The sequence below is a fragment of the Lysobacter sp. Soil_C_15 genome (genome assembly GCF_057657315.1).
This window is the reverse complement of sequence record NZ_JBDGIR010000015.1, coordinates 24,772-44,008: the sequence shown is the minus strand read 5'-3', so window position 1 is coordinate 44,008 and position 19,237 is coordinate 24,772. Positions and strand designations below refer to the sequence as shown.

Here is a 19,237-nt window from a genome sequence, read left to right as displayed (position 1 = left end):
AGCTTACGGCCGGCGCCGGTCGCGCGCACCGGCAGCGCGCGGTCCGCGGCGCAAAAACGAAAACGCCGGCGCGAGGCCGGCGTTTTCGAGGCTGGATCGACGGACGGGGGCGGCTCAGGCCGCCTTCTGCCACTGGCCCAGCGCGGCCAGGCCGTTGGCCTTGGCGCGCTCGTACACGGTCTGCTGGGCCTTGGCGACGTTGCCGGCCAGGTCCTGCGACCACAGCTTCAGCGCCGCCGACTGCATGGCGCGGCCGTAGGAGAACGACAGCGGCCACGGGTTCGGGCCCATCAGGTTCATCGCGTTGAGGTGGGCGGTGGCGTCTTCGTCGGACTGGCCGCCGGACAGGAACACGATGCCCGGCAGGGTCGCCGGCACGGTCGACTTCAGGCACTGCAGGGTGGCGGCGGCGACTTCTTCGACGCTGGCCTTCTCGGCGGCCAGGGTGCCCGGCAGGACCATCGAAGCCTTGAGGATGGTGCCTTCCAGCAGCACGCTGTGCTCGTACAGCGCGCCGAACAGCGAGCGCAGGGTGACTTCGGTGACTTCGAAGCAGGTGTCGATGTCGTGGCTGCCGTCCATGATCACTTCCGGCTCGACCATCGGCACCAGGCCCTGCTCCTGGCACAGCGCGGCGTAGCGCGCCAGGGCGTGGCTGTTGGCCTCGATGCAGGTGCCCGAGGGGATGTCGTCGCCGATGTTGATCACCGCGCGCCACTTGGCGAAGCGGGCGCCGAGCTTGTAGTACTCCTCCAGGCGCGCGCGCAGGCCGTCGAGACCTTCGGTGACCACTTCGCCCGGGAAACCGGCCAGCGGCTGCGGGCCCTTGTCGACCTTGATGCCCGGGATCACGCCGTTGTCCATCATGATCTTGGTGAACGGCACGCCGGCCTTGGTCGACTGGCGGATGGTTTCGTCGTACAGGATCGCGCCGGAGATGTAGTCGCCGATCTTTGGCGTGGTCAGCAGCAGCTCGCGGTAGGCGCGGCGATTTTCTTCGGTGTTGTCGATGCCGACGCCGGCGAAGCGCTTGGCGATGGTGGCGTTCGACTCGTCGATCGCGATGATGCCCTTGCCCGCGGCGACCATGGCCTGGGCGGTTTCGGCAAGCTGTTCGATGCTCATGGAGATCCTGCGGGAGCGGTGGGAAGCCCGCGATTATAGCCGCTGCCGGTGAACACTGCCCTGACTGCGCCCTGTTCAATCAGGGACTTGCGACGTGCGGCGCGGGTAACCGATTACAAAACGGGCGGCCGTAGCGACCGACACCGATGTCATCGAGAGCCTCGCACCCCGATCCAGCCCACAGCCGAGGCATGCGGGCCGTCACCCGACGGCCGATGCACGCTGCTTCCGCAGTGACGTCCGCCTCCGCCCGCACGCGAGCCCGACGCCGCGACGCCCCCTGCCGATATCCCGTCGGGCACCGGCGGACGGTCTGGCCGTCCGCCGGCGGTTGACGTCAGAACGGAATGCTTTCCAGCGAATAGCATCCGGTGTACTGGCAGAACAGATTCGACGACGGCGACGGCGTGTTGTTGTCGCCCTTCAGGATGCCGTAATGGTGCTCGGGATCGGGCGCCGTGATCAGGTCGCTGTGCACATCGCTCATCCGGAACCAGATCAGATAGGTCAGCCACGGCATCGCCGAAGCCTCCGGCGACTGGCTCAACTCCAGGGTGTGCTGCATCCAGTCGCGCAACTGGGTCGCCGGGCGCTCCTGGCAGGAGCCGGCGCTGCAGGACACTGACGAGTTGCCGGCCTCGGACAGGATCACCGGCACATCGCCGTCGCCGTAATGCTCCAGCACGTCGTGGATGGCGTTGTTGGTCTGCAGCCAGCTGGCCGCGGTCGCATCGCCGAAGATGTACGGATGCCAGGACACGCCGTCGAAGTAGTCGCGCGCGCTGGTGCTGGGCCGGTTGCCGGCGGCGATGTTGGCGTAGACCGCGCCGATGAAATTGGCGATCGGCGCCAGGCTGACGTCGCCGAGCGGCGACGGCGGCGGGAAGAAGGTCAGCGCCTGCGGATTGCCGGCCTTGATGCCGCGGCGCGCATGCAGCATCAGGTCCATGGTGATGTCGACCCGATCCTGGTCGTTGAACTGGACGCGACCATTTGCGCAAGCGCCGGGCTGCCCCGCCAGCGGCGCCGCGAACACGTTCACGCCATTGGTCTCGTTCGCGACCTGCCACAGCTTGATCTGCGGATAGGTACGGGCGATGGTGGTCCAGCTCTTCTCGTAGCGCTGCAGGAAGCTGGCATACGTCGCCGAACCCGATTCGGGACACGGCAGGATCCAGGCCCCGCCGGGCCGCTCCGGCACACCGGTCAGCCAGGCAGGAAACGAATTGTCCACCCCGACCAGGGTGATGTTGGCGTCGGCCAAGGCCTGTACCGCGCGCTGATGCAGCTGGGCATAGGGCCCCAAGGTGTTTTCGTCGGTCAGGATGTGGGTATTGAGCATCCACATCCGGAACACCCGCGGACGCAGCCCCTTGGCCAACAGCACTTGCCTGTCGACATCGGCCTGCTGCTGCGCCGGATCGTGCGGATAGCGCGAGACCGCGTTAGGCACGATCGGCTCGCCCAGCCCCAGGCTGCCCTTGCCGGCCGGCTGCAGGCCCGCGTTCTGCGGCTTGCCGCAGTAGTAGAAGGTGTAGTCGATGTTGGGGCTGCCCAACGCGGTGTAGCGCGAATAGCCGCTCGGACAGGTATGGGCGACGCCGGTGGCTGGGTTGGGGTACGGCGCGGCGCCGTCGCCGGTCATGCCGGCGAAATCCATCCGCAACCCGCCCTCGACGTGCGGCCGGTAGCAATAGAACAGGTTGTGGTCGACGTTCGGCGTGCCCAGCGCCTGGCGGCGCTGATAACCGTCCGGGCACTCGTGGGTACGGGTGAACGGATTGACGAAGTAGTGATAGCCCCGCCACGGCAGGGCGCCGTTGTCGGGACTGTTGGCCAAGCCGACCATGCCGCCGAAGTCGTACAGCGGCGCGCGTCCGGCCACGTGCGGGCGGGCGCACAGGTACATCGACCAGTCGACGTTGGCCGTGCCGTAGACCAGGTGGGCGTCGTAGCCGGTCGGGCAGCTGGCCGCGCCGGTGGCCGGGTTGGCGTAGTGCTGCACGGTGCCGCCGGCCGGGTACAGGCCGTACATGCCGCCGAAGTCGTAGGCGTCGCCGTCGGCCGCCCAGGCCGAGCCCGCCGACGCCAACACAGCGGCGGCCAGCGTCGACCGCACGATGGTTGCGAATTCCTTGTTCATTGCTTCCTCGATTGCATGGTGTTCGAAGCGGCGCCCACATGCGGCTGCCGCCCGCCCCTTTTACCCCGCCGCCGTCGCGGCCGGCGAGATGTGCCATCGGGGGCGCGGCAGCGGTCCGATCCGGGCTGTACAGCGCGACCGCCGCCGCCCTAAGCTCTGCGGCCGAATCAACGCCGCACAAGGACCGCGCGCATGTCTTCGAATTCTTCGTCCCGCCCCCTGCTCCGTCCGGCCCTGACCGCGTTTGCGCTGAGCGTTCTCGCCGCCCTACCCGCCGCCCAGGCCCAATCCAGCGACGCCGACCGCGAGTTCCGCGACGCGGTCGCCAAGTGCGAGGCAAAGCCGCAGCGCTCGACCCGCTACGTCGTGGTCGATGCGGCGCGGATGCGCTCGCTGCCGCGCGCCGACGGCGGCGCGGTGACCTCGGTGCCGATCGGCGCCGAGGTGCAGGTGCAGTGCGTGCTCGGCGACTGGGTGCGCGCGACCTCCGAACGCCCCAACCCCTCGGTCGGCTGGATCCGCGCCGACCTGCTCGGCGCGCGCGCGCCGACCGCGGCCTCGCTGGAACAGGACTACCGCCGCGCCGCCGGCGCCGAGCGCCGCACCGTCGCCGAACGCGCGATCGCGCTGAGCCCGTTCTCGCGCGCCAGCCACCAGTTGCTGATCGACGCCCTGCAGGCCGACGGCGACAACGCCGCCGCGAAGGCGGCGATCGAACGCCGCGAGCGCATGACCGCACCCAGGGCCGAGCGCCTGGCCGGCGAGCCGCGCCTGCTGTTCGGCGTCGACCACGGCTACCTGACCGCGATCGCGCGCATCGACGGCCGCGGCCGCTACGCCGAGGCCACCACCGGCGACGCCACCTACCCGGTCTGGCGCGGCTTCCACTTCTACCGCCACGGCGCCGGCGACGGCCTGGTCCAGGTGATCGAACGCGGCGAAGAGGTCGGCCTGGGCCTGGAGGCCAAGGTCCGCCATCCGCCCGCGACCGAACGCGATGAGAAGTTGGCCGGGCTGGCCAGCAACGAGCCCCTCGGCGCCGGCGCGGCGCGGGTCGAGGCCAAGCTGTCGGCCGACGAACGCCGCGCGGTCGAGCGCGAACTGCGCGCGATGCTGACCGGCAAGCGCCTGGACCGCGCCGCGATCGACCAGGCCCTGCGTCCCTACGACGAAGAACAGCGCGCCGGCCTGCGCGCGCATGCGGTCGTGCTGGCCGGCGGCCAGCGTCTGCTGGTCGCCGCCGCCAGCGCGGCGGTGCCGCCCAAGCGCGCCGACCAGGCCGACTCCGCGCTGGATGCGGTGCTGGTGCTGGAGGCCGCGGGCAAGCAGTACCGCAAGGTCGGCGAAATCGCCCGCGAGACCGCCGGCGACATGGTCGAGACCCACGCCTTCCACGACGCCCTGGACCTGGACGGCGACGGCCAGGCCGAGCTGATCTTCCGCCTGCACCAGTACGAAGGCAGCTCGTACCAGATCTGGACCCGCCAGTCCGGGCAGTGGCAGCCGGTGTACGCCGGCGGCTATACCGGCGCCTGAGCGCGAACGCTCTGCCGCGGCGACCGATGCGAAGAGGCCCAGCGCGAGCTGGGCCTCGACGTTTAGGCGATGAAAACCGCGGCGAAGCGGCTTACAACTCGCCCAGCCCCTCGGCGCAACCGGCTTCACCGACCTGCAGCAGGCGCAGGGTATTGGTCGCGCCGTGCTGCTCCATGGTGTCGCCGCTGGTGAAGATCACCCGCTCGCCCTGGCCCAGCTTGCCGGTGTCGAACAACTGCTTGACCGCGCTGCGCGCGGCGTCGCGCGAGGCCAGGCCGCGGCTGTCGAAATCGATCGGGTAGACATCGCGCATCAGCGCCATCCGCCGGCGCGCGTCGGCGTGGCGCGAGAAGGCGTAGATCGGCGCATTGGAGCGGAACCGCGACAGGAAGCGCACGGTGCCGCCGGACTCGGTCATGGCGACGATCGCGCGCACGCCGATGTGCTCGCTCAGGAACATCGCCGCCATCGCGATCGCCTGGTCGGCGCGTTCCAGGTTGCGCGGCGCGGCCTCGAAGTCGGTGTCGTGGTCGAACTGGCGCTCGGCGCCGAGGCAGATCCGCGCCATCGCCTCCACCGCCTTGACCGGGTAGCGGCCGGCGGCCGATTCCTGCGACAGCATCACCGCGTCGGTGCCGTCGATGACCGCGTTGGCGACGTCGAGCACTTCGGCGCGGGTCGGGATCGGGTTGTCGACCATCGACTGCAGCATCTGGGTGGCGGTGATCACCACCCGGTTGCGCGCCAGCGACTCGCGGATGATCTTCTTCTGCAAACCGGGCAGCTCGGCGTCGCCGATCTCCACGCCCAGGTCGCCGCGCGCGACCATCACCACGTCGCTGGCCTCGACGATCTCGCCCAGGTTCTCGATCGCCTCGGCGCGCTCGATCTTCGACACCAGGGCCGCGTCGCAGCCGGCCTCGCGGGCGATCCGGCGCGCCTCGTGCATGTCCTCGGCGTTGCGGCAGAACGACACCGCGATGAAGTCGGCGCCGAGCTCGGCGGCGATCTTGATCAGTTCCTTGTCGCGCTCGGTCAGCGCGCCCAGCGACAGGCCGCCGCCGAGCTTGTTGAGGCCCTTGCGGTCCGACAAGGCGCCATCGTTGAGCACGGTGGTGACGATGCGCGCGCCATCGACCGCGCCGACCCGCAGCTGCAGCAGGCCGTCGTCGAGCAGCAGCACGTCGCCCGGAGCGACGTCGTTGGGCAGGCCCAGGTAGCTGACCCCGACCTCGCGCAGATTGCCCGGCGGCGCATCGGTGCTGGCGATCAGATCGAAACGGTCGCCGGCCTTGAGCAGCACCCGGCCTTCGGCGAAACGCTCGATGCGGATCTTCGGCCCCGGCAGGTCGACCAGGATCCCGACCTCCACCCCCTGCCTTTGCGCCGCCTCGCGCACTGCCTGCGCCCGCGCCACCTGCCCCGACGGATCGCCGTGGGAGAAGTTCAGGCGGACGACGTCGACGCCGGCATTGAGCAGGGCGTCCAGCACGCCCGGCGGATCGGTGGCCGGGCCGAGGGTGGCGAGGATCTTGGTGCGACGCAGATTCGGGGACATAGGCGGCTCTCTGGATACCCGGCAAAACTAGCACAGCCGGGCCATCGGCCGGAGGCGCGAATCGGCGCTGCGCGACGGCCGCGACTGTGCGGTGGCGAATGTCATGATCCGGGGCGCTGGTTTCGTCCGAAACGCTGCATCGCAACGCGCGCCGAAGCCGTCGGATTTCGACGTTTTTACGCGTTCCAGGCGGCCGCAGATTCGGGCAAAAAACCCATTGCGAAACTGCGGTTCACAGCACTCGCGACGCTTGCCTTTTAGCCTGGCCTCTTCGACCATGATCGCGCGGCCACGGAGCATGGCCCGCCACCGATCGATACCGTCGCCAAGGAAGGAGGACGCCGCTGCTCGGTTACCCCTCAAGCACTACCCCGCCGCCCCTGGAGCGTTCCGCGAACGTTCCGTCCGTTCGTCCGTCCCTGCGCCGGCACGAACACATCACGCACTCAAGGACCGAAACGTGAGTCTTTTCATTCCTAAAAGCCCGCCCCCGGCCGGCCTGCGCCATCGCCTGACGATGCGGCTGGCCGGGCCCGTGCTGGCCGCCGCGGCCCTGCTCGGGCTCCCCACTGCCGCCGGCGCCCAGGAAAGCGGGCAGAAGTGGGAGTTCCAAAACCAGCTCTACAACACCCAGCAAGAAGCCGAGGCCGCCATCAAGGCCCTGGGCGGCGAGTTCCAGTACGTAGACACCGTGGTCGAACGGCAGATCACCGAGTACCGGGTGGAGCTGACCTACGGCATCGCTCCGGAAACCGGGCAGGTTCGCGACTGGTCGGCCTACTTCTCGGGCGACAGCGGCGGCGTGCGCGCGACCGAACAGGCGCTGATCGATGCGCTGATTACGCACTACAACAACGAAAGCTTGGCCGACGGCTGCACCCCCAACACGTCCGTTGCCCGTTCCGGCAACTGGCGGTCCCTCTACTTCTGGAGCGACGGGACCGCCCGGCAAGAAATCGCCGACTTCGATGTCCGCCGTGTCGGCACCGCCCTCGGCGGCGCCACCTGTCAGAACCTCGTGCATAACGAGCCGGCGATGCGGCAGCGCGAACGCTGCTCGCGGACCTCGCTGACCTGGAGCCAGGATGGCAACGTCTGCAAGAACGATACCTACTTGGCCGTGGTGAGTTCCACGCCGCTGGCCTGCGACGCCTGCAACCTGGTTGGCAACCCGGCCGACGTGTCCACCGGCGACAAGTACGAAACCGAGCCCGATTTCGACCTGGGCTGGATCGGGCTCTCCCGCGCCTACCACTCCGCCGCCGCCAACAACGGCAACGCCGGGTTCGGCCACGGCTGGAGCCACTCGCACGAGATCCGCCTCACGATCAACGCCAGCGGCACCCACCCGGTCGGCCTGGTCCAGGGCAACGGCTCGCACCTGGCCTTCAAGAGCGTCGACACCGACATCGCCGAGGCCAGCGACGGCAGCGGCGACCGCGCCGTTCGCGACGGCACCCAGTGGCGCATCTATCGTGCCAACGAAGTCATGGTCTTCGATGAGACCGGCAAGCTGCTCGAGCGCCAGTTCGAGGACGGCACCCGCCTCGCCTACGCCTACGACACGCTCGGCCGCCTCGACACGATCACCCATTCGACCGGCCGCAGCTTGAGCTTCGTTTATGACCGCGCCTCAGCTCAGGCCACCATTACCGCCATCGTCTCGGCCGGCGTTCAGGTCGCCGCCTACGGCTATAACGCCAACGGCCAGGTCCAGACCGTCCAGTACCCCGGCGGCACGACGCGCACCTACCACTACGAAAACGCCTCGTTCCCCAAGCACCTGACCGGCATCACCGACGAGCAGAGCCAGCGCTTCAGCACCTTCACCTACGACACGCAAGGCCGGCTCAAGATCAGCGAGCATGCCGGCGGCGCCGACAAAGTGACCTTGGCCTATACCCCGGCCGGCGGCGCCGTCGTCACCGATGCGCTGGGCCAGCAGACCACCTACGGCCTGAACGACGGCGGCGCCGACGACAAGCCGCGCAAGCCCGGCGACGTCGCCGACAGCCGCGGCTCGGTGGTGCGCACCTATCACGAGGACTACCTGGATTTCCGTCGCCGCCTGGAAAGCGTCACCGACCGCAACGGCACCCTGACCCAGCACAGCTACGCGGAAGACGATGACCCGGTCACCGGCCAGCCGGCGCGCACCCATACGGTCGTCGAAGCGGTCGGCACCGCCCAGGAGCGCACCAGCCTGGAACGTCGCGACATCGCCGGCAACCGCACCGTGCTGACCCAGCTCGGCAACCGCGAGACCCGGATCGTCCGCAACGCCCGCCTGCAGCCGGTCACGGTGACGGTGCGCGACACCACCACCAATGCCACCCGCACCACCACCTACGCCTACTGCGAAGCCGCCGACGTCGCCGCCGCCAACAGCAGCTGCCCGACCCTGGGCCTGCTGAAGTCGGTCGACGGCCCGCGCAGCGACGTCAACGACGTGGTGACCTACCAGTACTACGGCAGCGACGACAGCACCTGCGCCACCCAGCCGGCGCTGTGCACCTACCGCAAGGGCGACCTGCGCAAGACTATCGATGCGCTCGGCCGCGCCACCGAGATCCTCGGCTACGACCCGCAGGGCCGGCCGCTGTCGATCCTCGATGCCAACGGCGTGGTCACCGACTACGAGTACCACCCGCGCGGCTGGCTGGCCGCGACCAAGCTGCGCGGCGCCGACAACGGCGTCGAAACCGACGACCGCATCACCCGTATCGAGTACTGGCCGACCGGCCTGCTGCGCCGGGTCACCCCTCCCGGCGGCGCCTACGTCACCTACAACTACGACGCCGCCCAGCGCCTGACCTCGGTCACCGACAAGGCCGGCAACAAGCTGCAGTACACCCTGGACCAGGCCGGCAACCGCAAGCAGGAGGACACCCAGACCCCGACCGGCACCGTCCGCCAGACCCTGTCGCGGGTGTTCAACACGCTGGGCCAGTTGCACCAGGCCAAGGACGCCGCCGCCCACGCCACCACCTTCAGCTACGACGCCGACGGCAACCCCGACCTGACCACCGACGCGCTCGGCCGGATCAGCGACCAAAACCACGATCCGCTCAACCGCCTCAGCCGGCTGCTGCAGGACGTCAACGGTTTGAAGGTCGAGACGAAGCTGGCCTACAACGCCTTCGACCAGGTCACCCAGGTCACCGATCCCAAGGGCCTGAACACCGTCTACACCTACAACGGCTTCGGCGACCGCACCAAGCTCACCAGCCCCGACACCGGCGTCACCGACTACACCTACACCCCCGCCGGCCAGCTGGCGACCAAAAAGGACGCCAACGACGCCGTCGCCCACAGCTACACCTACGACGCCCTGGGCCGGCCGAAGACGATCTCGTACGGTTCGGGCAGCAATGACGTCGAGTACGACTACGACACGGTCAATTCGGTCTGCGCCGCCGGCGAGACCTTCGCCCTGGGTCGCGTCACCGCGATGCGCACCGAGGCCACCGAGCTGAAGTACTGCTACGACCGTTACGGCCAGTTGGTGCGCAAGGTGCAGGTGGTCGACAGCAAGTCCTTCGTCCTGCGCTACGCGTATACGACCTCGGGCCAGGTGCGCACGATCACCTACCCGGACAACGCCGTCGTCGACTACGTCCGCAATACCCTGGACCAGGTCACCGAAGTGGGCGTCAAGCCGGCCGGCGGCGTGCGCACCGTGCTACTCAACGGCGTCGCCTACGAGCCCTTCGGCCCGGCCACCGGCTGGACCTACGGCAACGGCCGCAGCCTGGCCCGCAGCTACGACCTGGACTACCGCGCCAAGACCGTGTTTGATGCCGCCGCCGGCGGCCTGTCGCTGGGCTACGGCTACAACGAGGTCGGCGAGCTGACCGAGCTCAAGGACGGCCTGCAGAGCAGCGTGCTGGCCAAGTACGACTACGACACCCTGGGCCGGCTCAAGATCACCCGCGACGGCCCCAGCAATACCCCGATCGAGACCTACGGCTACGACAAGACCGGCAACCGCACCAGCCTGCTGCACGCCGGCACCACCACGACGTACACGTACCCGACGACCAGCCACCGCCTGAGCAACGTCGGCGGCGTCGCCCGCGGCTACAACGCGGTCGGCAACGCCACCAGCATCGGCGGCACGGCCAAGGAGTTCGTCTACAACGGCAACGACCGCATGAGCCAGGTCAAGCTGGCCGGGGTGGTCAACCGCAGCTACCGCTACAACGCCAAGGGCGAGCGCGTCGCCGCGACCAACGGCGCCAGCGGCCCGGTGGCGGTCTACACCCTGTACGACGAAGCCGGCCACTGGCTCGGCGACTACGACGCCAACGGCGCCACAAAACAGCAGGCCGTCTGGCTAGGCGATGCCCCGGTCGGCGTCCTCGCCGGCGCCGGCACCGCGCAGAAACTGCACTACGTCCAACCCGACCACCTGGGCACCCCGCGCACCGTCATCGACGCCACCCGCAACGTCGCCATCTGGAGCTGGAACGCCAAGGGCGAAGTCTTCGGCAACGACACCCCCAACCAGGACCCGGACCAGGACGGCACTACGTTCGTGTTCGACCTGCGGTTCCCGGGGCAGCGGTATGACGCGGCGACGGGGCTGAACTACAACTACTTCCGGGATTACGATGCGGCTAGCGGTAGATATGTGCAGAGTGATCCGATTGGGCTAGCCGGCGGCTCCAACACCTATCTTTATGCTGACGGCTCCCCAGGCAGCCTGATAGACATGTTCGGGCTAGCGTCTGGAGACCAATGTGCGTGTAAGGCTGGTGTCGGAAGGCCGTCAGGCACAACTAGCATTCTCAAACAAGCCAATGAGGCCTGGCGGTCAAAGATCTCAGTATCCGAAGTAGAGGGTGTCACTGTAATCCGGGCAGCCCTGACCGTATCCGGCACCCCCACAGACGCGGCGGCTGCAGCGAAGGACATCAACTCGTACTGGAACACGCGCAACCTCCGATATAAGGGCGGCAAGTACCGAGCAGAGTTCAACCTTACAGCAATCGAATCAGGCGGGGACTTGAATATTACGGTGATGTCACGGAGTGAATGGGATGAGCTTAATAAGCAACTATGTAGCGGCAAAGTCGCCGGTTTCGTCCCAGAATTTGGAAGCTCGGAATTGCAGGTAGCACCTGAGCCCATTTATTTCGAACCTGGCACCTTTTCGCACGAGTTCGGTCACAATCTTGGCCTGACCCACAGCAGGCCAGGAAGTATGAGCATGATGTCCTACGATGAAGGTCGTCGCGTCAAGGGCCAGGATTTATGGAACGTCGCTAACGGCTATAGGAGCAAGTAATCATGATGATTGTTAAACCTGTATCGCTGTCGCTTGTAGTTGCCGCTTCTATTACGAATTCGTATGCCAACCCTGTACTGACGGCGAAGGAAGCTGCTGCGCTCGCGGAGGCCACCGGAATCACGTCATGGCATACGGAAATCATTCGCGCATCGCCCACCAAAGAAGTCGTCTTCGTTACATACCAGCCTCCCCAGCCCGTGGGAACAGATTCCTGCAAACTGATGAGAAACGAGTTCGTTGCAGTTGGTACGGAAAAGGGTTTCAAGACGATACCTATGGCGCAAAAAACCATGCTCGCGCTACGCCCTTGCGACGGTATCGACGTATCGGAATTTCGCCAACTGCATGGAAAGGCTCACGACTTGCAACTAGACAAGCTCGTGCCCGTACTCCGTAAAGCAGTTCCGGCCTTCGGTGGCCAAGGTTCAAACGTGAAGTTCGGGTCCGCCTCATTGCGCGATGCATTCAACCGACTGTCCAAGTCCGATCTGGCGCGTTTTTCCGTACGCTCGCCTGGGGAGTTGACCGCGATCTTCTACTCCAAAGACACACGACCCGATCTGATCTCCGTTAGAGTGAAGACTAATAGTTCGGAGGTCTTCGTCGATCTCTCGAATGGCCCGGATCAAACAACGAGCAGCGCCAAGAAACGGACCGCCACGAATTAGCCCAAGAAACAAACAACCGGACCAAAAACCGAGCCTGAGAAAATCGGGCCAGGGTACCTTTCCACCTGGATCGGTTCGGAAATCCGCTCTGACCCGGTTCTTGCCATTACGCCACGGTGCCTGCGTTCAGCGTTTCGGCGTGGGATATTGCGAGACTGCTTGAAAGGTGGACCGACAAGGAATGCGAATGCAGTTGATCAAGTACATCGTTATAGGTGCCGTGTTGCTCCTGCCTGGGTGCACCAAGCCTACCCCTGATAATCAGGAGGTTAAGGGTGAGCAGTCAGCGAGCACCCGCCTGACAAACAGGGAGTTGCTTTCGACGAGCCTATATCCGCTGAGCACGTATTATGGAGTGTGCCTAAGGGACGCGGGCGTCGTTCGCGGTGCGCTTCGTAATGGTATGCGCGGTTATCCCACGGTTGGCGAATTGTCGGCTTACGGCGCGGAGTTGAAAATTGCTGTTGGCAAATTCGGCACTGAGCCGAACTCAACGTCAGAAAGCATTGCCCCCTCCCCAGGGCGGACGGTGCATGCGATTCAAACAGAAGGGAAGCGCAGCCTTTTGGTTTCCGATTTCGATGATTCTGGCAACATGGTCAGTGTTGAGTTCGAAAGCGCTGATCCCAAGGGGTATGGCGCCGCATTAAGCCTAGCCAATAATGTAGTTGCATGCAGTCTGACACCTGCTTCCATTGAGGCAGGGCTTCAGTAAGTTTAGCCCGTGTAAGACGGAATGAATTCCGCCCTATAGCAACGTAGATATCGTCTTACCCAACTGCGCGTCGAACGGCCTGCCTAACTTGAACCCGCGTAAGGCGAGTCTCGACTCGCTGCATTGAAGTATTGAGAAAACCGGGTCAGAGCAACTTTCCGTCTAGATATATCGGAAACCGCTCTGACCCGCCCCTTCCAACTGCGCACCCAGTGACGAATCGGCAATGAACGCCTATTTGATTGTCGACTCCGTCTTCATTGACGTCCGTACATCGCGACCGGCGCGGGGCTGTCTCCACATATCAATGGGCTGAGCGGACTTCCCAAGCTTGGACTAAGGCGACTTTGTTGCAGTAGCTCTAGGGTGGTGGCTGAGAGCCGTTTGCAGCTTGACCGTCGGAGGCCGTAAGCGGGAAATCTTGAATTTCGTGGAAGGGCCGCACAACGTGGAGATCGAGAAGGAAGCCGATGGCACCATCCGATTCAGGGCGTTGACCGGGGATAGCCGGCGCAACGCTGATACCATTGAAAGGCGCCGGGAGACAGAACTCCGCACGGCGGGAAAACCGGATCAGAGCACCTTTCCATTTAGCCTGTCGGAAAGTCGCTCTCGGCTCTTCCGGCCGCTTTGTCCCGGCGATCATTCGGATATTGGAACGCAATGAAAAGCGCCATTGCCGCCGCTGTTTTATCTAGCTTCGCATTGCTTGGCTGCTCCGAGGCGCCACCCTCTGCAACCAACCTCCCCCAACATGCAACCACGTCGAAGCGTGCGTCCCCGACCCAGACAGGTACCGTCTACTTCTTCGGCTTCGACGTTCCCCGCGTTACAGGAATACCCGAGCATGAGATGGAGAAATTCGGATGCAAGTTCAAGATCACGGAGCCCGATCTAATCGCAGCCATGGCTTCACCTCAGCCGCCTCACGTCCCGGACTACAACGCACTGGATGTCCGCGCAAAAATCTCGTTCCCAAAAGGAACTTATTACATCGACCATCAGGGCGTGCTGTACAAGCAAGGGAGACCTCTGCTTATCGACAAGGCGAAATTCAACGATGCCCTGATGGAACCGGAACCTTGTTCATAGCCGGCCAATCGGATCCGCAGCTCGCGCCAGCGGGTTGCGCGACTGCCTTCCGGCAAAGGGGTCCTCTCTCCGGATTCGCGGCATCGAATCACCAGGAGAATGGACCCGGCTTCCTGGCTGCAGACAACCCATGAGCGCCGAGCGAATCACTACCCATCTTGGCGACGAGCACGACGACGCTCTCAAAGACGCGCTTCGATCAGTCTTGGTCGAAATTCAGGCAACCGTCATTGACGGCTCATGCGGGATCGGTGGTTCGCAGCAACTCGAGATACTCAAGGTACGACTGGGGGAAACATTAGTTACGATCGAGTCCGAAACATATATCGGACTCACCGTCACTGGCCCCAGGCCCTCGGTTGAGAAGCTTGTCGAAGAGGTGCGGGCCAAGCTCACCTACTCGTACGATCGACGGCGATCAGAATGAAGCTCGCTTCTCTAGGAACCATCGGGTTCCTAGCGACCTGTCGCGCGGGCGCTTCGATCCGAACTTGATGTTGCGCCAACCGTGACGATGCCGACGCCACCGAGGCACGACCAGCTTCGACACATCGAGCCTCTCCCCACATCCGATCGAATGGCTAAAAGCAGGAGCGTCCGGAGTGCGATACTTAAAAGCTAGATGGCAGCACGGCGGCATGCATGACCCGATAGCCCTGGCAAGCGAACTGGACGACGAGGGATACGAGGTCAGAAAGGTCGAGATCTTCGCCAACGGCTTCCTCGGGTTTGCTAGCGAACAAGCGTCGACCGGCTCCACTTTCCTTGGAGATGCGCCTATCCCACCGGATAGCGAAATACTCAAGGATGCTCAGTTTTCGCTAGAACCCATGGAGAAAGAAGACTTCGAGAGGATATGGGAGGCCGCCATATCGGGATGCCGATGACCGATTGAGTCGAGCCCCCTTTCTAACCGGAGTTCTTCCCCATGCCAATCGCCGAGCATCAGCGCCGCGCGAACGCCCCAGCCACCTCGCAACGCCCATGAGCAAAATCCTCCACAACTGGCAACAAGGGCGCGTCGCGATCGTCAACGGCATCGCCTTGCCCGACGATTCGGTTCGGACGGTACCCGCTCGCGGATGGTCGCGGGCCACTCCCACCCGATTGGACATTTGCGGCAATGCCATCCCGGTCCCGGACGATGTCGAGTGGACCGACGTGTCGATGCTGGCGAAGACCGTCAGCCCCTGCGGCGGCTATCTTGCGGTCGCCGGCGAGTGCGGCATGGGCGGCGACGGATTCATGGCGCTCATAGACGAGCGGACGGCACTGCCCGAGTGGATCGCGTTCTTCGATTTCTCCAACCCCTTCGAGGCGGTTGCGATCAACGATACGCATGTCCTGGCGTCCAACAACCTTGGCGAGAGCTGGTCGGTTCCGCGTAGCGCGACCGGGACCATCGAGATAGCCCTCCGCATACCGGCCGGTATGACGACATGAGTGCCGGTGCCGCGCCCTGCTCGTCGCTGATCGAGGACTTCCTCGCAGGCCGCGATACGGCACTGACGACCGCGAACCGGATCGAAGTCATGCTGGAGGAAGCCTTTCCGGATGACGATTTCATCCAGGAGGTCGTGATCGCGTTGGCCATGTATCGTCCGGGCGGCCACGCGCATACTGTGGACGAGACGACGATTCGCGCACTGCTAGTGCGGACTCAGCGCTATCTGGCTTCGCTGTGACGGTGCCGGGCCCCGAGGCCCGAAGGATCGATCGTGGCGTGGCCTGCTTGGTTGGCGGCCTTTTCATGGACGAACGAAGATGACTCCGACAGCACCTGACGACCAGTTCCTGCCCTGCCTATGCTGCGGTTCGCTCGAAATCGACGAGCGCGGCGGGTATGAGATCTGCCGCCGATGCAACTGGGAGGACGATCCGATGCAGGCTGAGAATCCCGGCTTCGCGGGTGGTGCGAATGTCATGAGCCTGGAACAGGCCAGACGGGAATGGATGGGCGCATCGATGCCGGCGGCGAATCGTCGGAGCGCTAGCGTCTAAAGCCCGGGCCGGCCGCTGGAGTGAGCGTCGTGGGAAACACCTTCGCGCGGGTTCGGCGCGAGGTGTGGCGGCGTGGTCGCGGCTTGCGCCGCTCCTACCCGTGCTGGCATCGGGGCTTGGGTGCGGCGGCGGCGAGGCTATGCGCTGGTTTCGGCGCGAGGTCGCGGCGGCGCGGTCGCGGCTTGCGCCGCTCCTACCCCTTGGGGGCGCCGAATCGCGGCGGCGCAAGCAAAAAGCCCCGGGCTGGCGCCCGGGGCTGGGTGTTTGGTGGGTCGTGAAGGATTCGAACCTTCGACCAAAAGATTAAAAGTCTTCTGCTCTACCGACTGAGCTAACGACCCGGAAGCTCTGTTTCCGTCCGGCGCGGGGCCGGGGTCGGCCATTCTAGCAAAACCCTTGCGGCCGAGTCAGCGCCCCCGTTGGCGGCGCGGTTCAGGCGCGCCGGCTCAGACGTAGCGGGTCGGGTCCGGCACGCCGGCGGCGGCGAAGCCTTCGGCGCGCAGGCGGCAGGCGTCGCAGTGGCCGCAGGCGCGGCCGGCGTCGTCGGCCTGGTAGCAGGACACGGTTTCGGCGAAGTCCACGCCCAGGCGCACTCCCTCGCGGACGATGTCGGCCTTGCTGAGGAATTGCAGCGGCGCCTGCACGCGCAGGCCGGCGCCCTCGACCCCGGCCTTGGTCGCCAGGTTGGCCAGGGCCTGGAAGGCCTCGACGAACTCGGGGCGGCAGTCCGGATAGCCGGAATAGTCGACCGCGTTGACGCCGCAGAAGATGTCGTTGGCGCCCAGCACTTCGGCCCAGCCCAGGGCGATCGACAGCATGATGGTATTGCGCGCCGGCACGTAGGTCACCGGGATCGCGTCCTTGGCCGCGGCCTGGCCGATGGCGTGGCCGTCGTCGTCCAGCGGCACCGAGATGCTCTCGTCGGTCAGGGCCGAGCCGCCGATGCTGCGCAGGTCGACCGCGACGGTCTTGTGCGCGGCTGCGCCCTGGCTGGCGGCGATGCGCGCGGCGGCGTCGAGCTCGGAGGTGTGGCGCTGGCCGTAGCGCACGCTCAGGGCATGCACGGCATAGCCCTGCTCGCGGGCGATGGCGGCGACGACAGCGGAGTCCATGCCTCCGGAGACGAGTACTACGGCTTTTTTCATGGCGGCGGTTCTTTCGGGATTCGGGATTCGGGATTCGGGATTCGGGATTCGGGGCTGGGGGCTGGGGGCTGGGGGCTGGGGGCTGGGGGCTCGGGACTCGGGACTCGGGACTCGGGACTCGGGACTCGGGACTCGGGACTCGGGCAAAGGCTAGAACGGCGAGCTCGTTTTCGCTGGTTTTTTTCCGTCTTCCCCGCGAACGTGGGGAGCCGGGCTTTATCGCGGCCTGTCTGCGAAGTCTCTGGATGTTCGGCTGCGTAGAAGCAAGGCTGAGCCCGCCTTCGCGGGAATGACGAGCAAGGGCATCGCCGGTGGCCAGAACCGCTTCGGTCGGCATCAGATCCGACACTGCCCCCCCCCTACGCGCATCGCCTACAGGGACCGAACCGCCTCAACCCGATCCGAATCCCCACGCCCGAACCCCGCCCCTCAGCGCCCCGGCTCGTCGTTCCACAGGATCTTGTGCAACTGCAGCTGGAAACGCACCGGCAGGCGGTCGGCGACGATCCAGTCGGCCAGGTCGCGGGGCTTGATCTGGGTGAAGCTGGGCGAGAACAGCACGTCGCAGACTTCGGTCAGGCGGTGCTCGGCGACCACCGCCTTGGACCAGTCGTAGTCCTCGCGGCTGCAGATCACGAACTTGACCTGGTCGCGCGCGGTCAGCAGCGCAAGGTTGCTCCACAGGTTGCGGTGCGCTTCGGCCGAGCCCGGGGTCTTGATGTCCAGCACCCGCGACACGCGCGGGTCGACCGGGCCGATGTCGATCGCGCCGGAGGTCTCCAGCGAGACCTCGTAGCCGGCGTCGCAGAGCTTTTCCAGCAGGGCGATGCAACGCTTCTGCGCCAGCGGCTCGCCGCCGGTGACGCAGACGTGGCGGGCGCCGTACTGGGCGACCTCGGCCAGGATCGCGTCGAACTCCCACCACTGCCCGCCGTGGAAGGCGTAGGCGGTGTCGCAGTACTGGCAGCGCAGCGGGCAGCCGGTCAGGCGCACGAACACGGTCGGCCAGCCGATGCTGTTCGACTCGCCCTGCAAGGACAGGAAGATTTCGGTGAGCCGCAGGCGCTCGGACGGCGCGGCGGCCGTCTCGGAGGTAACGGCGGTATTCACGGTGGGACTCAGTTGCGCAGCCGGCTCAGCTGGATCGCATTGAGGCGATCGGAGGCCGTGCGGGCGGCATCGGTGCCCGGATAGCGGGCGGCGACGTCGGCCAGGGTGCGCTCGGCGGCATCGACCTGTTTCAGCCCGAACTGGGCCAGGCCGATCTTGAGCAGGGCGCCGGCGGCCTTGTCGTGGGTCGGGTAGCGGTCGAGCAGGGCCTGGAACTGCTCCTGCGCGAGCTGGTAGTTCTGGGTGACGTAATAGCTTTCGCCCAGCCAGTACAGCGCGTTGGGCGCGTAGGCGCCGCCGGGGAAGTTGCCGAGAAAGGCCTGGAACAGGCGCGCGGACTCGACGTACTGGCCGGCCTTGAGGGCGTTGAACGCGGTGTCGTAGGCGCCGCGTTCGTCGCCGCTCTGGGCCAGCAGGCCCGGATCGCCGTGCACGCTCGGCGCGCTGTCCTTCACCGCCGGCGGCGGCGGTGCCGGAGCGGCGGCCTGCGGCGCGGCCCCGGCCGCCGGCGCCGCGCCCGCGCCGCCTTCCAGGCGGTTGAGGCGGCCGTCGGTGTCCAGGTACTGGGCCTTGCTGGTTTCCTGCAGCTGCCGGTTGAGCTGCTGCAGTTCCTCGACCTGGGCGCGCAGGGACTGCAGCTCGGTCTTGAGCTGGGTCACCTGGTTGAGCAGATCGAGATTGGCCTGGTTGTCGGCGGCGCGCTGCTCGAGGACCGCGACGCGGTCGGCGAGGCTGGCGCGCTGCGCGAACGCGGGCGTGGCGGCCGAGAAGGCCGCCACGATCGCCAAGGCTAGTGCGAACTTGCGCATCGCTGTGAGCCTCGTGGTTCTGCGTGGACGCTACGACGGCCG

General features: G+C 66.0%; 16 protein-coding genes and 1 tRNA gene. 10 read left to right on the top strand and 7 right to left on the bottom strand.

What is annotated here, in order from left to right; genetic code table 11:
• Window positions 1–114: 114 nt before the first annotated feature.
• Window positions 115–1,125 carry a class I fructose-bisphosphate aldolase gene (locus AC3A57_RS22290; RefSeq protein ID WP_064748977.1) on the bottom strand — a complete coding sequence of 337 codons (1,011 nt, stop codon included), beginning with the start codon at window positions 1,123–1,125 and terminating at the stop codon, window positions 115–117.
• A 337-nt stretch (window positions 1,126–1,462) separates the two neighbouring features.
• Complete coding sequence (locus tag AC3A57_RS22285) at window positions 1,463–3,268, bottom strand: hypothetical protein (RefSeq protein WP_487580898.1); 1,806 nt, start codon at window positions 3,266–3,268, stop codon at window positions 1,463–1,465.
• A gap of 192 nt (window positions 3,269–3,460) precedes the next feature.
• On the opposite strand from AC3A57_RS22285, the gene AC3A57_RS22280 reads away from it, so the two are divergent.
• Entirely contained in the window at window positions 3,461–4,804 is a 1,344-nt protein-coding gene (locus AC3A57_RS22280; RefSeq protein ID WP_487580897.1) for an SH3 domain-containing protein, read from the top strand.
• Window positions 4,805–4,895: 91 nt separating this feature from the next.
• Here AC3A57_RS22280 and pyk read toward each other — a convergent pair whose 3' ends face one another.
• The gene (pyk, locus tag AC3A57_RS22275) at window positions 4,896–6,362 is read right to left on the bottom strand and encodes a pyruvate kinase (protein ID WP_487580896.1); all 1,467 of its coding nucleotides are present in this window, start codon (window positions 6,360–6,362) and stop codon (window positions 4,896–4,898) included.
• A gap of 460 nt (window positions 6,363–6,822) precedes the next feature.
• On the opposite strand from pyk, the gene AC3A57_RS22270 reads away from it, so the two are divergent.
• The 9 genes from AC3A57_RS22270 (at window position 6,823) to AC3A57_RS22230 (ending at window position 16,131) form a co-directional block, all read left to right on the top strand.
• Window positions 6,823–11,652 carry an RHS repeat-associated core domain-containing protein gene (locus AC3A57_RS22270; protein ID WP_487580895.1) on the top strand — a complete coding sequence of 1,610 codons (4,830 nt, stop codon included), beginning with the start codon at window positions 6,823–6,825 and terminating at the stop codon, window positions 11,650–11,652.
• Window positions 11,653–11,654: 2 nt separating this feature from the next.
• Complete coding sequence (locus tag AC3A57_RS22265) at window positions 11,655–12,323, top strand: hypothetical protein (protein WP_487580894.1); 669 nt, start codon at window positions 11,655–11,657, stop codon at window positions 12,321–12,323.
• A 187-nt stretch (window positions 12,324–12,510) separates the two neighbouring features.
• Complete coding sequence (locus AC3A57_RS22260) at window positions 12,511–13,038, top strand: hypothetical protein (protein ID WP_487580893.1); 528 nt, start codon at window positions 12,511–12,513, stop codon at window positions 13,036–13,038.
• A gap of 663 nt (window positions 13,039–13,701) precedes the next feature.
• Window positions 13,702–14,130, top strand: a complete 429-nt coding sequence (locus AC3A57_RS22255; RefSeq protein WP_487580892.1) for a hypothetical protein — start codon at window positions 13,702–13,704, stop codon at window positions 14,128–14,130.
• A gap of 130 nt (window positions 14,131–14,260) precedes the next feature.
• Entirely contained in the window at window positions 14,261–14,557 is a 297-nt protein-coding gene (locus AC3A57_RS22250; RefSeq protein WP_487580891.1) for a hypothetical protein, read from the top strand.
• A 175-nt stretch (window positions 14,558–14,732) separates the two neighbouring features.
• Entirely contained in the window at window positions 14,733–15,017 is a 285-nt protein-coding gene (locus AC3A57_RS22245; RefSeq protein ID WP_487580890.1) for a DUF6881 domain-containing protein, read from the top strand.
• Between the two features lie 97 nt (window positions 15,018–15,114).
• The gene (locus AC3A57_RS22240; RefSeq protein WP_487580889.1) at window positions 15,115–15,573 is read left to right on the top strand and encodes a hypothetical protein; all 459 of its coding nucleotides are present in this window, start codon (window positions 15,115–15,117) and stop codon (window positions 15,571–15,573) included.
• Window positions 15,570–15,815, top strand: coding sequence for a hypothetical protein (locus AC3A57_RS22235; protein WP_487580888.1), 246 nt, complete (start codon window positions 15,570–15,572; stop codon window positions 15,813–15,815). Before AC3A57_RS22240 ends, AC3A57_RS22235 begins: the two co-directional genes overlap by 4 nt.
• 79 nt (window positions 15,816–15,894) lie before the next feature.
• Complete coding sequence (locus tag AC3A57_RS22230; RefSeq protein ID WP_487580887.1) at window positions 15,895–16,131, top strand: CPCC family cysteine-rich protein; 237 nt, start codon at window positions 15,895–15,897, stop codon at window positions 16,129–16,131.
• Window positions 16,132–16,396: 265 nt separating this feature from the next.
• On the opposite strand, the gene AC3A57_RS22225 is transcribed toward AC3A57_RS22230, so the two are convergent.
• The 4 genes from AC3A57_RS22225 to ybgF form a co-directional block, all read right to left on the bottom strand.
• Window positions 16,397–16,472: transfer RNA gene (locus tag AC3A57_RS22225), tRNA-Lys, on the bottom strand.
• 105 nt (window positions 16,473–16,577) lie between these two features.
• On the bottom strand, window positions 16,578–17,276 hold the full coding sequence (gene queC, locus AC3A57_RS22220; protein ID WP_487580886.1) for a 7-cyano-7-deazaguanine synthase QueC: 699 nt from the start codon (window positions 17,274–17,276) through the stop codon (window positions 16,578–16,580).
• 429 nt (window positions 17,277–17,705) lie between these two features.
• Complete coding sequence (gene queE, locus AC3A57_RS22215) at window positions 17,706–18,386, bottom strand: 7-carboxy-7-deazaguanine synthase QueE (RefSeq protein ID WP_487580885.1); 681 nt, start codon at window positions 18,384–18,386, stop codon at window positions 17,706–17,708.
• An 8-nt stretch (window positions 18,387–18,394) separates the two neighbouring features.
• Entirely contained in the window at window positions 18,395–19,195 is an 801-nt protein-coding gene (ybgF, locus tag AC3A57_RS22210) for a tol-pal system protein YbgF (RefSeq protein WP_487580884.1), read from the bottom strand.
• Window positions 19,196–19,237 lie beyond the last annotated feature (42 nt).